This window comes from Methylobacterium platani (assembly GCF_001653715.1).
In the GTDB taxonomy this organism is placed as follows: domain Bacteria; phylum Pseudomonadota; class Alphaproteobacteria; order Rhizobiales; family Beijerinckiaceae; genus Methylobacterium; species Methylobacterium platani.
Window position 1 is genome coordinate 159,479 of the sequence record NZ_LWHQ01000015.1, and the last position, 14,828, is coordinate 174,306.

General features: G+C 72.6%; 14 protein-coding genes. 9 read left to right on the plus strand and 5 right to left on the minus strand.

Going from position 1 to position 14,828, the window contains the following annotated elements; translation table 11 throughout:
* Positions 1–161: 161 nt before the first annotated feature.
* The 3 genes from A5481_RS08300 to A5481_RS34575 form a co-directional block, all read right to left on the minus strand.
* Entirely contained in the window at positions 162–863 is a 702-nt protein-coding gene (locus A5481_RS08300; RefSeq protein WP_082173138.1) for a TetR/AcrR family transcriptional regulator, read from the minus strand.
* A gap of 103 nt (positions 864–966) precedes the next feature.
* On the minus strand, positions 967–1,527 hold the full coding sequence (locus A5481_RS08305) for a DUF533 domain-containing protein (RefSeq protein ID WP_048434189.1): 561 nt from the start codon (positions 1,525–1,527) through the stop codon (positions 967–969).
* Between the two features lie 41 nt (positions 1,528–1,568).
* Entirely contained in the window at positions 1,569–1,877 is a 309-nt protein-coding gene (locus A5481_RS34575; RefSeq protein ID WP_167350063.1) for a hypothetical protein, read from the minus strand.
* A gap of 141 nt (positions 1,878–2,018) precedes the next feature.
* Between A5481_RS34575 and A5481_RS08310 the strand changes: the two genes are divergently transcribed.
* Positions 2,019–2,297 (plus strand): helix-turn-helix domain-containing protein, encoded by a 279-nt coding sequence (locus A5481_RS08310; protein WP_048434190.1) that lies wholly within the window; start codon positions 2,019–2,021, stop codon positions 2,295–2,297.
* A gap of 159 nt (positions 2,298–2,456) precedes the next feature.
* Here A5481_RS08310 and A5481_RS08315 read toward each other — a convergent pair whose 3' ends face one another.
* A complete protein-coding gene (locus A5481_RS08315; protein ID WP_048434191.1) occupies positions 2,457–3,053 on the minus strand; it encodes a Uma2 family endonuclease in 597 nt (198 codons plus the stop codon).
* Between the two features lie 210 nt (positions 3,054–3,263).
* Between A5481_RS08315 and A5481_RS08320 the strand changes: the two genes are divergently transcribed.
* The 6 genes from A5481_RS08320 (at position 3,264) to A5481_RS08345 (ending at position 11,071) form a co-directional block, all read left to right on the plus strand.
* Positions 3,264–5,030 carry an SLC13 family permease gene (locus tag A5481_RS08320; protein WP_048434192.1) on the plus strand — a complete coding sequence of 589 codons (1,767 nt, stop codon included), beginning with the start codon at positions 3,264–3,266 and terminating at the stop codon, positions 5,028–5,030.
* 96 nt (positions 5,031–5,126) lie between these two features.
* Positions 5,127–6,269: a c-type cytochrome biogenesis protein CcmI gene (ccmI, locus tag A5481_RS08325; protein WP_048434193.1), complete on the plus strand. Its 1,143-nt coding sequence runs from the start codon at positions 5,127–5,129 to the stop codon at positions 6,267–6,269.
* A gap of 638 nt (positions 6,270–6,907) precedes the next feature.
* Entirely contained in the window at positions 6,908–7,423 is a 516-nt protein-coding gene (ccmE, locus tag A5481_RS08330; protein WP_048433233.1) for a cytochrome c maturation protein CcmE, read from the plus strand.
* A 186-nt stretch (positions 7,424–7,609) separates the two neighbouring features.
* Entirely contained in the window at positions 7,610–9,607 is a 1,998-nt protein-coding gene (locus A5481_RS08335) for a heme lyase CcmF/NrfE family subunit (protein ID WP_048433232.1), read from the plus strand.
* A 4-nt stretch (positions 9,608–9,611) separates the two neighbouring features.
* Positions 9,612–10,079 (plus strand): cytochrome c-type biogenesis protein, encoded by a 468-nt coding sequence (locus A5481_RS08340; protein WP_048433231.1) that lies wholly within the window; start codon positions 9,612–9,614, stop codon positions 10,077–10,079.
* Positions 10,076–11,071, plus strand: coding sequence for a P1 family peptidase (locus A5481_RS08345; protein WP_048433230.1), 996 nt, complete (start codon positions 10,076–10,078; stop codon positions 11,069–11,071). The genes A5481_RS08340 and A5481_RS08345 overlap by 4 nt, the downstream gene beginning before the upstream one ends.
* A 313-nt stretch (positions 11,072–11,384) precedes the next feature.
* On the opposite strand, the gene A5481_RS08350 is transcribed toward A5481_RS08345, so the two are convergent.
* The gene (locus A5481_RS08350) at positions 11,385–13,883 is read right to left on the minus strand and encodes an esterase-like activity of phytase family protein (RefSeq protein WP_082173038.1); all 2,499 of its coding nucleotides are present in this window, start codon (positions 13,881–13,883) and stop codon (positions 11,385–11,387) included.
* A 186-nt stretch (positions 13,884–14,069) separates the two neighbouring features.
* Between A5481_RS08350 and crcB the strand changes: the two genes are divergently transcribed.
* Both crcB and A5481_RS08360 read left to right on the plus strand, forming a co-directional pair.
* Positions 14,070–14,441 carry a fluoride efflux transporter CrcB gene (crcB, locus tag A5481_RS08355; RefSeq protein ID WP_048433236.1) on the plus strand — a complete coding sequence of 124 codons (372 nt, stop codon included), beginning with the start codon at positions 14,070–14,072 and terminating at the stop codon, positions 14,439–14,441.
* A gap of 73 nt (positions 14,442–14,514) precedes the next feature.
* Entirely contained in the window at positions 14,515–14,820 is a 306-nt protein-coding gene (locus tag A5481_RS08360) for an Rdx family protein (RefSeq protein WP_048433229.1), read from the plus strand.
* Positions 14,821–14,828: the final 8 nt, after the last annotated feature.

Below are 14,828 nucleotides of genomic sequence, written 5' to 3' on the forward strand. Positions count from 1 at the left end.
AAAAAAGCCGGGGCCGACAACCCGAAGGCCCCGCGCAGGGCCCGCGGGCACCGCCGCGACGGGGCTCACGGGAGGTCACACGGACCGATTCCGCCTTTTGTCGCAATACGATACGAAACCGATCGGCCGCGGGTTACATTCCGGGCCATTTGTCAGCCGAGCTAGAGCGTGCCGAGGCGCAGGATGCGCAGCATCGCCCGGATGATCGCGCCGAGGCGGGCCTCGATCAGGTCGCGGGGCACCTCGGCGTCGAGCTGGATCGAGACCGGATGCAGGAAACGGTGGCTGGTGTCGAAGATGAAGGCGATCCCCCGCTCGCGGTCGCGCAAGGAGAAGGTGCCGGCATTCATGCCTTCCTCGATCACCCGCTCGACGAGCTGGCGCAGGCGGCCCCGGTGGCGCCGGGCGATCGGCCGGGACTCGACGGTGGCGTCGCGGTGGACGGCGAACAGGTGGGGATCGCGGGCCAGCACCTCCCGCTGCATCGAGGCCAGCGCCAGCAGCAGGCGCTCCAGCTTGTCGTCGGCAGGGTCGGGCGCGTCCGCGATCGCGCCGAGCTCGGCCTCGACCTCCCGCAGCCAGCGGCCGGCGACGGCGTCGACGAGGGCGGTCTTCGACGGAAAGTAGCGGTAGACGTTGGCGTGCGTCATGCCCGCCTCGGCCGCGACCCCGACCACGGTGACCTGCCGGTGGCCGAGCCGCCGCAAGTGGTCGGACGCGATCGCGAGGAGCCGCGCATCCGCCGAGGGCGGCGCCGGCCGGCCGCGCGATCCGGCTCCGGCGGGAGCGGGCCCGGCGGCGAAGGGGCCGTCCGGCGGAAGCGGCTCGTCGCGGGTCTGGGCGCCGGGGCGGCTGCGGGGCATGGAACTCGAGGAACGGTCGGAAGCGGGGGCGCGACGATCCCGCCAGGGTAGCGGCCGGCCGTCCCGAGGAGAAGCCCCGCCCCGGCGCCCTGAAGACGCAGGATCAGACCCTGTATCGCCGGTGCAGGCTCGACACGACGTCCTCGGCCAGGCCGAGCCGCTCGGCGAGGTAGGCCAGGTACAGCTGGTTGACCCTGCGGCGCTGGTCGACCGCGAGCAGCGAGGCGACGTAGGCGTAGGCGCCGAGATCGGCGTCCAGGATCGCGTCGAGCAGGTCGCCGAGCGCCAGCGGCGCGGCGAGCGCCTTGTCGAGGCGCTGGCGCTCCGCCTCCGCGGCGCTGATCCGGGCGAGCGCGTCGCGCACCGGCGCCGGATCCTGCCGCCGCCCCTGCGCCAGGAACGCCGCCGCCATCGCCTGGATCACGAGGTCGCGCTGGGCCGGTTCCAGCACCCGCAGGTTCAGGGTCAGCGGCACCAGGGTCTGGTGGCGGTTCTGCAGGAAGGCGTGCAGCACCTTCTGGCTCAGGGCCTCGGTCACCACCGCGTCGGCGCGGCCCGCCCGCCGGTCGCGCCGCGAGGCCCGGGCCGGGGCGCTCACCGGCTCCTCGGTCTCCTCGTCGGGGCCGCCGCGCCCGAAGGCGCGGGTGAGGAAGGCGAAGCTCATGCGGGGTCTCGGGACTTGATCTCGGGTCTCGCGGTCGGCCGTCAACGTGCGACGCGCGGTCGGGCTCCGCCGGATCGGCCGCCGGCGATGGGGCGCAGGACCGGCACGTCGAAACCGATGCGGTCTTCCGCGGTGGAGCGCCATCCCTTTTCCGGGATAGACCGGCACGATCGGGAAGGGCTGAGCCGTCGCCTGCCCCTCATGGTCCGCGTTGCGTGCCATACGGAAATCCCGTAGGCTTCTCGACCATGACGGCCGATCGGTTCGACCCCGCCAAGGATGCGATCAACCGCCGGAAGCACACGCTGCCGCTGGCCTTCGGCGACCGGATTTTCGAGGACGCCGATCATCTGCTCATCCCGTCGATTCGTGAGGGCGACGGAGAGGAGAGGTTCAAAGTGGTCAGATCGTCGAGGAGAAGCGGTTTACCGGCGTGTTCGTCTGGAGGGGGGACCTGCCTCGTTTCATCTCGGTGAGAAGGAGCAACACGGGTGAAGAGCGAGCCTATCGCGCTGCCGGCTGACCCGGTCGACGCCGAGGATTTCGACGTGAGCGTCGATGCGCTGGATCGTGGCCAGCGCGCACGCCTGATCCGCAGGACGCGGACCGGGCTCGGCCTGTCGCAGGCCGAGTTCGCCCGCCGCTTCCGGGTCCCGGTCGGCACGCTGCGCGATTGGGAGCAGGCACGGGCGACGGCGCCGGATTTCGCCGTCGCCTACGTGCGGGTCATCGAGCGGCATCCGGATCTGGTGGCTGACGCCGTCGCATAGATGCCTGCGGACCGGGGCGTAGTCCTCTGGAGTCATGCTCTCCGCGCCTCGCAACCCGAAGGCGCGGGTGAGCAAGGGGAGGCTCATGCGGAGTCTCGGGCGGATCCCGGATCTGGCAGCCTCCCGCCACCGTGCGACGCGCGGTCGGGCTCCGCCGGATCAGCCGCCGGCGATGGGGCGCAGGACCGGCACGTCGAAATAGACCCGGTCGAGGTCGATCGCGACATCGACCGCCTCGAAACGGAGGGTGTGGTCCGGCGCGGTGAGCACCTCGCAGACCCAGCCTTCCGCCTCGCGGCGATAATGCTCGACCCGCATCTGGTCCTGGTAGACCAGGACGACGTGCCGGAGCGTCGGCAGCGACTTGTAGAAGGCGAGCTTCGGCCCCCGGTCGCGGTCCATCGTGCTCGGCGACAGCACCTCGACGATCACCAGGGGATCGGTGACGAAGGTCCGGTTCTGGCGCGGCCCGCAGCGCACGACGATGTCGGGCTTCGTCTTGTCGCCGCCGCGCCCGTCCTCGTCGCGCTGCACCCGCATCCCGCCCTGGTAGCTCCGGCAGCCGGCGGCATCCATCGCGAGCTTGAGCGGCGCCCCGATATTGCCGGCGATCTGCTCGTGGTTCTCCGTCGGGTTCGTCATCATGACGACGTCGCCGTCGACCAGCTCCCAGTCGCGCTCGTCGCGCTGGGCGTCGACGAAGCGGTCGAACTCGGCGATCGAGAGCCGGCCGGAACGAGGGACGCGGTCTGCCATGATGGGGCTCCCCGGAGGCCGGCGCGAAGCCTAATGCGTGCGGCTCCCGGCGGAAAGGCGCGGACGGCGCAAACTCTTCGCGTCCCCGCCCTGGGCGCCGCCCCGCGCGGCCCAATCTAGGAAGGCCCGATACCCCCGCAATCAGGATCGCCGCCCCGGCATGACCCGTTCCCGAACCGTCGCCCGGAGCCCCCGCGCAGGATCCTCGGCATGACCCTCGACCAAGGCCTCGCCTTCGGCCTCATCGGGGTCACCGTCCTGCTCTTCGTCTGGGGCCGGCTGCCCTACGACCTCGTGGCGCTGCTCTCCCTCGTCGCCGGCGTGGCGCTCGGGCTGGTGCCGGCGTCGAAGGCCTTCGACGGCTTCGCCGACGACGTGGTGATCATCGTGGCGAGCGCGCTCGTCATCTCGTCGGCCGTGTCCCGCTCGGGCGTGGTCGAGAGCGCGATGCGCCCGCTCCTGCCCTATCTCCGGAAGCCCCGCCAGCAGGTGCCGGCGCTCGCCGGCGCGGTGATGGGCCTGTCGGTCTTCACCAAGAACATCGGCGCCCTCGCGATCTTCATGCCGGTGGCGCTCCAGCTCGGGCGCAAGACCGGCACGCCGGCCTCGCTGCTCCTGATGCCGATGTCCTTCGCCTCGCTGATCGGCGGGCTCGTGACGCTGGTGGGCACCTCGACCAACATCATCGTCGCCAAGGTGCGGGCCGACGTCACCGGCCAGCCCTTCGGGATGTTCGACTTCACCCCGGTCGGCCTCGGGCTCGCGGTGGCGGGCCTCGCCTTCCTGTCGGTGGGCTACCGGCTGCTGCCGCGGGACCGGCGCCCGGCCGGCTCGCTCGCCGCGGCGTTCCGGATCGAGGCCTACACCACCGAGGCCTGCCTGCCGGCGGAGTCACCCCTCGTCGGCGCCACGGTGGGCGAGCTGGAAGCGCTCGGCGACGGCGACGTGACGGTGGCGACCGTGATCCGCGAGCGCTTCCGCCGCTACGTGCCGGGGCCGGACTGGCGACTGGCCGCCGGCGACGTCCTGCTGCTCGACGGCGAACCGGAGGATCTCGAGCGCCTGGTGGCGCGCGCCCGGCTGACGCTCGTCGGCATGCAGGCCGCCGGCGGAGAGATGATGGTGATCGAGGCGGTGATCCCGGAGGGCTCGGCGCTCGCCGGCACCACCGCCGCGGGGGTCGACCTCGCGACGCGCTACGGCACCGCGCTCCTCGCGGTGAGCCGCTCGGGCGCGGCGATCACCCGGCGCATCGGCAGCGTGCGCCTGCGGGCCGGCGACGTGGTGGTGCTGCGCGCCGAATCCGAGCGGCTGGCCGACGTGCTCACCGAGTTCGGCCTGCTGCCGCTCGCCGAGCGCAAGCTGGCGCTGGGCCACAGCCGCCGCAGCTACATCCCGATCGCGGTGCTCGCCGGCGCCATGGCGCTGGTCGCGCTCCACCTCGTCCCGGTGGCGATGGCGTTCTTCGGCGCCGCGGTGCTGCTGCTGGTCCTGCGCGTCATGACCATGCACGAGGCCTACGAGACGATCGAGTGGCCGGTGATCGTGCTGCTGGGCGCCCTGATCCCGGTGAGCGACGCGGTGCGGGCCACCGGCGGCACCGACCTGATCGCCGGCGCGCTCTCGCACGCGATGCATTCGGTGCCGCCGATGCTGGCGATCGGGCTGCTGCTCATCGCCGCCATGGCGGTGACGCCGTTCCTCAACAACGCCGCGACGGTGCTGGTGATGGGGCCGATCGGCGCGAGCCTCGCCCAGAAGCTCGGGCTCAACCCGGACCCTTTCCTGATGGCGGTCTCGGTCGGCGCGGCCTGCGACTTCCTCACCCCGATCGGCCACCAGTGCAACACCCTGGTGATGGGCCCGGGCGGCTACCGCTTCGGCGACTACGCCCGCCTCGGCCTGCCGCTCTCGATCATGGTGATCGTCGTCGGCACGCTGCTGATCAGCCTGTTCTGGCCGGTGGCGCCGCGCTGAGGCCGGGGCCGGCATCCGGCGGGATTGCCCGTGCGTGACACCGTGTCGCCACGCTCGCGAATCGTGTCGCTCCCGGGGGAGCGATACAGAAGTGGCATGACGGCGATCTGGCTCATCTTCGCGCTCATGACCGGCCTGGCGGTGCTCGCCCTGCTCTGGCCGATGTCGCGCCGCCCCGCTTTCGCGGCCATGCCGGAGGGCGAGGCGCGGATCGCCACCGAGACCGGCTTCTATCGCGACCAGTTGCGCGAGATCGACCGCGACGCCGCCCGCGGGCTGCTGGCCGCACCGGAAGCCGAGGCCGCCCGGGCGGAGGCGGCGCGCCGCCTGCTGCGGGCGAGCCGCGAGCCCGGCCGGAACCCGGGCGCGGTCGGCGAGCCGGCCCTGCGCCGGCGCCGCGCGGCTTCCGCCTTCGCGCTCTCGACGGTGCCGCTCGTCGCGCTCCTCGTCTACGGCATCTACGGCTCGCCCGACCTGCCGGCCCAGCCCCAGGCCGAGCGCCTGGCCCATGCGCGGGCCGCCGGCAACGACCTCGCGGCGGCGGTGGCGCAGATCGAGGCCCACCTCGCCAAGGCGCCGGAGGACGGCCGCGGCTGGACGGTGATCGCCCCGGTCTACCTGCGCCTCGGGCGCACCGAGGACGCGATCAAGGCCTACGAGAATTCCCTGCGCCTCCTCGGCGACGATGCGGGTCGCCTCGCCGATTACGGCGAGGCCCTGACGGCCGCGGGCGACGGCGTCGTCTCGTCGAAGGCCCGCGACGCCTTCGAGCGGGCGCTCCGCCAGGATCCCAAGGCGGTCAAGCCGCAATTCTACCTCGCCCGCGCCGCCGAGCAGGACGGCGACCGCGAGAAGGCCCGCAGCCGCTACGCGGCGATGGAGGCGGCCGCTTCCCCCGACGCGCCCTGGCTGCCGCTGGTGCGCGAGAGCCTCGCCCGCCTCGACGGCACCGCCGCGCCGGCCGCGCCCGCCGCTGCCAGGACGGGGATGAGCGACGAGCAGAAGGGCATGATCCGCGGCATGGTCGAGGGGCTGGCCCAGCGGCTGGCCGAGAAGGGCGGCTCGCCGGAGGAATGGGGGCGGCTGGTGCGCTCCTACATGGTTCTGGGCGATCGGCCGAAGGCGGAAGCGACCCTGGCCCAGGCGCGCGCGGCGCTCGGGAGCGATCCGGCCAAGGTCGGGCCGGTCGAGGAGGTGGCGCGGGAATTGGGATTGGACCCCGCGAAGGCGGTGCCGTGACGAGCGCGACGGCCGCGCGCATCAACCCTCCCCCCTCTGCGCAGGGCTGTCCGGGGAAAATCCCTCTCAAAGTCAAGCGCGTCTCCCCTCTCCCATGTGGGAGAGGGGCCGGGGGTGAGGGTGACACGCTTCAGTGTGAACCTCCGAGCGTGGTGCTGGTAGCTCGACAGGCGCGATCTATTCGGAATCGCATCACCCTCACCCCTACCCCTCTCCCACCCGGGAGAGGGGATCCCGCGCCATTCCTTTTTCCCGGACAGCCCTGCCCTCTGCGGGGGAGGGTGGCCTGCGGAGTAGGCGCAGCGGGACGAAGTCCCGCCGAGAGGGGCAGCGCGACGTTGATCCAGCGAGCGCCCTTCAGAACGCCTCGGTCTTTTCCGGAAGCGTGGTTCCCCTCTCCCGCCCCACTCCGTGGGGCACCCTCCCCCGCAGAGGGGGAGGGTTCCCGCGGGCCCTTCGGAATCCTGAGGCCGACAATCATCCCGCCGCCAGCCCCCGCCTTTTTCCCGCCTCGCCAGATAAGCCCGGCCGGTGCACAACAGGCCAACAGAGCCGGCCACATCATGCCGGCCCCCGGGAGAGACGCCCCATGACCCTCGCCACCTCCCTCCCCCTCCGCCGGCGCTGAGATCCCGACCATGACGCGCCGGCGCCGCCGTTCCGTCCTCATCATCGTCTGCGGCGTCGTGCTGGCGGCAGCGCTCGGGCTCGTCCTGACGGCGATGCGGGACACCATCGTGTTCTTCCGCTCGCCCACCGAGGTGGCGAGCCAGAAGGTCGCCCCCGGTACCCGCTTCCGCCTCGGCGGGCTGGTCGAGGCCGGCTCGCTCAAGCGCGAGGCCGACGGGCACGTCGAGTTCGCCGTCACCGACACCGGCTCGACGGTGGCGGTGCGCTACCGCGGCCTGCTGCCCGACCTCTTCCGCGAGGGCCAGGGCGTGGTCACCGAGGGCGTGCTGCAGGCCGACGGGACGTTCCGGGCCGACACGGTGCTCGCCAAGCACGACGAGACCTACATGCCGCGCGAGGTCGCCGACGCCCTCAAGGCGCAGGGGCGCTGGCAGGAGGGCGGCCAGGCGGCGCAAGGCTCCCCGACGCAAGGCTCCCCGGCGCAAGGACAGGCCGGGCCGGTCTCGCGCACCGCCACCCAGTAGTCCCGTCCCGCACGGAGGCAGGTCTTGCCGCGGCGAGACCTGCTGCGGCGGAAGGTCTTGGCGGCGCGTCGCCGGAAGCGGACTAAGGTGACGGCCGCGATCCGCCGTGGCAGGACGCGGAGCCGGGAGAGCCGTCGGCCGATCTCCCGTCCCGATGGACAAAACGCTTACCGAAAGGTCGCCCTGGTGCTGATCGAGGTTGGTCACTACGCCCTCGCCCTGGCGCTCGCCCTGTCGCTGACGCAGATGGTGATGCCGATCTGGGCGAGCCGCACCGGCGACCCGGTCCTGCGCAGCGTCACGGTGCCGGCGGCGCTCGCCACCTTCGCGTGCATCGCCTTCGCGTTCGGGGCGCTGACCTACGCCCACGTCACCTCGGACTTCTCGGTCCAGAACGTCGTCGAGAACTCTCACTCGATGAAGCCGCTGATCTACAAGATCTCCGGCGTCTGGGGGAATCACGAGGGCTCGATGATGCTCTGGGTGCTGATCCTGGCGCTGTTCGGCGCCGTGGTGGCGCTCGCCCGCAATTCGGTGCCGCCGACCCTGCGCGCCAACACGCTGGGCGTGCAGGCCGCGATCACGGCGGTGTTCCTGCTCTTCATCCTGATCACCTCGAACCCGTTCGCCCGGCTCAACCCGGCCCCGGTCGAGGGGCGCGACCTCAACCCGCTGCTCCAGGATCCCGGCCTCGCGATCCATCCGCCGCTGCTCTATCTCGGCTATGTCGGCTTCTCGATCACCTTCGCCTTCGCCATCGCGGCCCTGATCGAGGGCCGGATCGACGCCGCCTGGGCGCGCGCCGTGCGGCCCTGGACGCTGGCGGCCTGGTGCTTCCTCACCGTCGGCATCGCCATGGGGTCGTACTGGGCCTATTACGAGCTCGGCTGGGGCGGCTGGTGGTTCTGGGACCCGGTCGAGAACGCCTCGCTGATGCCCTGGCTCGCCGGCACGGCGCTCGTCCACTCCACCGTCGTGATGGAGAAGCGCGACGCGCTGAAGGTCTGGACGGTGCTGCTCGCCATCCTGACCTTCTCGCTGTCGCTGCTCGGCACCTTCCTGGTGCGCTCCGGCGTCCTCACCTCGGTCCACACCTTCGCCACCGACCCGACCCGGGGCACCTTCATCCTCGGCATCCTGGTCGTGTTCATCGGCGGCTCGCTGGCGCTCTACGCCTGGCGGGCGCCGACCCTGCGCCAGGGCGGCCTGTTCGCGCCGATCTCCCGCGAGGGCGCGCTGGTGATGAACAACCTGTTCCTGTCGGCGGCCTGCGCCACGGTGCTGGTCGGCACGCTCTATCCCCTGGCGCTGGAATCGCTGACGGGCGAGAAGATCTCGGTCGGCGCGCCGTTCTTCAACCTCACCTTCGTGCCGCTCGCCGTGCCGCTGCTCCTCGTGGTGCCGTTCGGCCAGACGCTGGCCTGGAAGCGCGGCGACCTCGCGGCGGCGAGCCAGCGGCTGTTCGTCGGCTTCGCCATCGCCCTCGTCGTCGCCCTCGCGGCGATCGCGGTCACCTGGGGCGGGCCGGTGGGGGCGCCGCTCGGCATCGGGCTCGGCGCCTACCTGATCCTCGGCGCCGCCCTCGAGATCGTCACCCGGGCGAAGGCGAGGAGCGTCGGCCTGTCGCTGCGCCGGGCCGCCGGCCTGCCGCGCTCGGCCTGGGGCACGGCGCTGGCGCATGCCGGCGTCGGCGTCACGGTGATCGGCATCGCCGCCCAGGCCTGGAGCGTCGAGGCGCTCGCCACCCTGCCGCGGGGCGGGGAATTGCGCGCCGGCCCCTACGTCGCGGTGCTGGAGGGCGTGCTGCCCCGCACCGGCCCGAACTACACCGAGACGGTCGCCCACCTCACCATCCGGGAGGGCGGCGTCCCGGTCGGCGTGCTGGAGCCGGGCAAGCGCTTCTACGCCTCGCGCAACATGTCGGTGAGCGAGGCGGGCCTGCTGACCATCGGGGTGAGCCAGGTCTATGCCAGCGTCGGCGAGACCGGGACCGACGGCCGCGTCGGCATCCGCCTCTACTACAAGCCGCTGGTGCTGCTCATCTGGCTCGGCGCCGTGGTGATGGCGCTCGGCGGCGGCCTCTCCCTGACCGACCGGCGCTTCCGCGTCGGCGCCCCGGCGATGAAGCCGGCGCCCCGCGACGCCGCCGGCCCGGTGCCGCCCCACTCGGTTCCGGCGGAGTAGGCCGATGGGCGCGCTCCGCTCCGCTCTCCTCGCCCTGGCCCTGCTCGTGCCGGTCGCCGCCGGCGCGGTCCAGCCCGACGAGGTGATGAAGGATCCGGGCATGGAAGCGCGGGCCCGGTCGATCTCGTCCGGCCTGCGCTGCCTCGTCTGCCAGAACCAGTCGATCGACGATTCCGACGCGCCGCTCGCCCGCGACCTGCGGCTGATCGTACGCGAGCGCCTGCGCCAGGGCGACAGCGACGGCGCGGTGGTCGATTACGTGGTGCGGCGCTACGGCGAGTTTGTGCTGCTGCGCCCGGTGCTCGCCTGGCACACCGCCCTGCTCTGGCTCACGCCGGTGCTGGTGGTCGGCCTCGGCGGCCTCGCCCTCTGGGGCGCCGCCCGCCGCCGCAAGCCGGCCCCGCCCCGGGCGCTCTCGGCCGCCGAGGAAGCCGCGGTCGCCGACCTGGTGCGCCGGGCCGAGCCGCGGTGAGCGGCAGCCTCACCGACATCGCGGGGATCCGCGTCGGCCACGCCGAGGATCGGCGCGCGCTCTCGGGCGTCACCGCGATCGTCTTCGACGCCCCGACCGTCGCGGCGGTCGACATCCGCGGCGGCGGGCCCGGCACCCGGGAGACCGATCTCCTCGATCCCGAGCGCACGGTGACCGGGGTCGATGCGCTCGTCCTGTCCGGCGGCTCGGTCTTCGGGCTCGACGCCGCCTCCGGCGTCGTCGCCCGGCTCGCCGAGACCGGCCGCGGCTTCGCGGTCGGCCCGGCGCGGGTGCCGATCGTGCCGGCGGCGATCCTGTTCGATCTCCTCAACGGCGGCGACAAGGAATGGGGCCGGTACCCGCCCTATCGCGACCTCGGCTACGCCGCCGCGACGGCTGCCGGCGCCGGTCCGGTGGCGATGGGCTCGGTCGGCGCCGGGCTCGGGGCGCGCACCGCCAACCTCAAGGGCGGCCTCGGCAGCGCCTCGGCCCCGGTCGAGGGCACCGGCGTCCGCGTCGCGGCGCTCGTGGCGGTGAACGCGCTCGGGCGCGTCACGGTCGGGGACGGTCCGCATTTCTGGGCAGGCCCCTTCGAGGCGGGCGCCGAGTTCGGGGGCCTCGGCCCCGCATCGACGATCCCGCCCGATGCCTTCGCCTGGCCGAGGAAGCCGATGCCGGGCGCCAACACCACGCTCGCGGTGGTCGCCACCGATGCCCGCCTGACCAAGGCCGAGGCCCGCCGCCTCGCCGTGATGGCGCAGGATGGCCTCGCCCGGGCGATCGTGCCGGCCCATACCCCCCTCGACGGCGACCTCGTCTTCGCCGCCGCGACCGGCGCCGTGCCGCTCGCCGATCCGGTCGGGGATCTGGCGCGACTGGGCGATGCCGCGGCGCGGGTGCTGGCGCGGGCGGTGGCGCTCGGCGTCTATCACGCGAGCGCCCTGCCGGTGGCGGGGGCGCAAGCGGCGTGGCGGGACCGGTTCGGGGGTTGACCGCCCCGCTGTTCTTCCACCCTCCCCTTTCCCGCCTCCCCTTTCCCGGACGACCGGAGCGTCAGCGGAAGGAGATCCGGGATCCAGGGGAGAAGTGCCGCGAAGCGGCTCCATCTCGGCAACGTTGCAGACACGCAGTCGTCCGGGACAGGGGGGATTGATACCGCCGCGCCTTCGAACGGATCCGTTCGGAGGCGTCGGCCAAGCCCGAACGGGCGTCGGCGCTGATGCGCCGGACGCCTTGGCATCGACGTGTCGATGCCAAGGCGCGAGGGTATGAAAGAGCTGCGGGTGCCCGCTTCCGGGCGCCCCCTCAGAACTGGTACCGCAGCCCCGCCGTCACCCCGTGCGCCACGCCGGCCCGGGTGCCGATCGCCGCCTGGTAATCCACCCGCCAGCCGAGCTTTTCCGTCAGGCTGCCCTGGAGGCCGAAGCCGGCGGTGACGTAATCCGACGCCAGGAAGGGGATCGCCGCGGTCGCGACGGCGAGCGGGTTCTGGACGCTGGCGAGGCGGAACAGGCCGGCGCTCCGCTGCGGCCCGAGGCCGAGATTGTAGGCCACCCGCACCGAGGGGACGATGCCGCCGAAGCCGGAATACGCCACCTCGGCACCGAAGCGGGCGGTGGTCTGAAGGACCGTCAGGCCGCCATAGGCCACGTTGTTGCCGGCCGCCCCCGTCTCGGCGAAGCCGCCGACCCGCGCCGAGTAGTGGCTCAGCCCCGCGAAGGGCATCAGCCGGAATGCGTCGCGGTCGAGGATGAGGCCGGCCTCGCCGTCGAGAGCCAGCGCGGTGGCGGAGGTCTTTCCGTCGGCGGTCAGCCCGTAGGCGGCCGGGCGGCGGATCCCCGAGAGATCGATGATCGGCGCGCCGCCGACGACCCCTTGCGCGTAGAAGGCAGGGCCGTAATAGCCGCCATAGGCCGCGACCGTGAAGGCGCCCTGATCCTGGCGGAATTCCTGCGGGCGCGAGAGCGAGCCGCCGCCGCCGCCGATGGCGAGGCCGGCCCGCCACGGGCCGGTGAGCGGCAGGTCGAGGCCCGCCGAGCCCTGCGCGATGGTGCGGTCGAGGGACAGGCCACCGTTGCGCGGCTGGTCGGCGAAGACGAAGTCGCCTCCGACCCAGAGCGCCGGGCCGGACGTGCTCCAGGCGCCCTGACCGGGCAGGCCGGCGCCGCGGCGCAGCGCCGAGAGGTGGTCCTGCACGCTGCGCGTCGCCGAGGCGGCGACGCCGATGGCGCCGGCGCCCAGACCCTGCAGCACCGTCGGCGCCGTCGCCTTCATCACGGCGAGCGAGAGCGGGTCGACGTAGGTCGGCAGCGTCAGCCGGTAGGCGAGCAGGACGTTGTCGTTGTTGATGCCGGCGTCATAGGGCTGGCCGTTGATGACGCCCTGGCGGGTCAGGAAGTCGTTGTCGTTGCCGACGAGCAGGAAGTAGTCGTTGGGCGCCCGCTCGCTCAAGACCGGCACGAGGCCCATCGCCTCGATCTTCTCCGGCAGGGTGGTCTGGCTCGCCGGGCTGGTGGTGAGGTTCATCCCGAAGCGGTTGAGCTGCACCGGGTTGAGGATGTCGACGACCTCGGTCGTCCTCACCGGGGTCAGGCCGGCGCGCAAGGAGCCGTTCGGCGCGATCGGCGTCGTGCCGTCATAGGCGCCGCCGGCGATGTTGGTGGCGCCCGCGGTGTCGACGAGGAGCACGCTCTTGTAGACGATCGGCGTGGTGTTGCCGGTTCCGAGCCCGTTCGAATCGCGCGACAGGACCAGGAACTGGGTGTCGTTGAGGGCGAGCATCTCGCTCTGGGCCGCGGTGCGGTTCGGCGCGCCGCCATTGCCGTTCTGCTGATAGACCGGCAGTTGCAGCACGTATTCGCGGCTCGGCGCGCCCGGGGTCGGGGTGGCGGAGATGTCGTAGTAGAGGATGCGGGTATTGGCCCGCTGCTGCTGGTTGGGCCCGGAATCCTGCAGGGTCGCACTCTGCAGGATCGTGACGAGGCCGCGCCCGTCCGGCGTCAGCGCCAGAGCCTCGAGGCCCTGGTTGTTGCGCCGCCCCGTATCGGGCGGGGTGAGGGAGTTGAAGTTGAGCTGGCCGTTGGTCACCGGCTGCAGGGCGGCCGGGATGCCGAGCACGCCCTGCAATTGGCCGTTGCGGTTGAAGTAGTAGACGTTCGGGCCGTACTCGTCGCTGACGTAGAACGAGCCGTCGAGGCGGCGCGCCAGGCCCTCGGCGTCGAGGCTGATACGCCCGGCGCTCGGACCGGTGGCGGCGGACGGCAGCACGACGCCGAGCTGGCGGGCGGTGCCGGCGCCCGGATCGAGGCCGCTGAAACGCTGGCCGCGGGCATCGGTGAGGACGATGCCGCCATCCTGGGTCAGGGTGACCTGACGTTGCGAGGTCGTGGCCTGCGGCAGGGCGGCGCTGCCCGTATAGGGCGTGAAGCTCAAGCTGAAGCGGTTGAGCCGGCCGGCATAATCGCTGAACAGGCCGCCGTCGGGGTTGTTGTAGCCGCGGTCGGGCAGCGTGTAGAGCGTGCCCGTATAGGTGTCGCCGTTGCGCCGCCAAGTCGCGAGGTCGACGGCGAGCGAGGAGAACGAGCCGAGGGAATCGCCGAGGAAGTCCCGGGTGGTGGCCGGCAGCCGGCCGATGCCCTGGAGGCCCTGGTTGACGATCGTCGTGCCGCCGGCCTCCACCGAGACCGGGCCGTCGACGGGCTGCAGGTTCGGCACCCGCGCCTCGATCGACTGCGCCTGCGCGATCCCCGCGCTCGCGATGAGGCCGCCGGCCGCGAGGGCGGCTCGGATGAAGATGGTGGTCACGATTCGCCCCCAGGCTGACTTTGCGGCAGCGATGGGGTCGTTTCATGACGGCCTCATGTCGGAATGTTGCCCATCGGCATCGAAGGGAACCCGGTGCGGCGCGCGGGCCACGGTTGCGCCGCCGGCCTCGCCCTGCGCGGCGGGCCGTGCCAGAAGCCTCGCGCGATCAACGGAGGCATCAAGGCGGTGAGCTACCTGGTGGTCTTTCTCGGGGCCGGCCTCGGCGGGGCCCTGCGCCACGGCGTCAATCTCTGGGCCGCGCGGGCGGGCAGCAGCTTCCCCTTCGGCACGATGCTGATCAACATCGTCGGCTCGGTGCTGATGGGGGCGCTCACCGGCTGGTTCGCGGCGCGGGGCGGGGGGCCGCAGGCGCTTCGGCTGTTCCTCACCACCGGGATCCTCGGCGGCTTCACCACCTTCTCGACCTTCTCGCTTGAGGCGTTCCTGCTCTGGGAGCGCGGCGCGCACGCGGCGGCGCTCGCCTACGTGGCGGTGTCGGTGGCCGCCGGCATCGCCGGCGTGGCGGTGAGCCTCCTGGTGCTGCGCCAACTCGCGTGAGGCGCGCGCGGCGGCGCGGCCCGGGCGCGAACGCGGTTGACAAGCCGGGGGATCGGAGGCGGAGTCTCCCGCAATGAGCGACACCGCCCCCCGTCCGGAGGCCGCGAAGCCCCGCATCGCCATCACCTACTGCACCCAGTGCAACTGGCTGCTGCGGGCCGGCTGGATGGCGCAGGAACTGCTCTCGACCTTCCGCGACGGCGTGGGCGAGGTGGCGCTGATCCCGGGCACCGGCGGCGCCTTCGCGATCACCTGCGACGACGCCCTGATCTGGGAGCGCAAGCGCGACGGCGGATTTCCCGACATCAAGACCCTCAAGCAACGGGTGCGCGACCGGATCGAGCCCGGCCGCGATCTCGGCCATCTCGACAGGGCCTGACGCCTTGA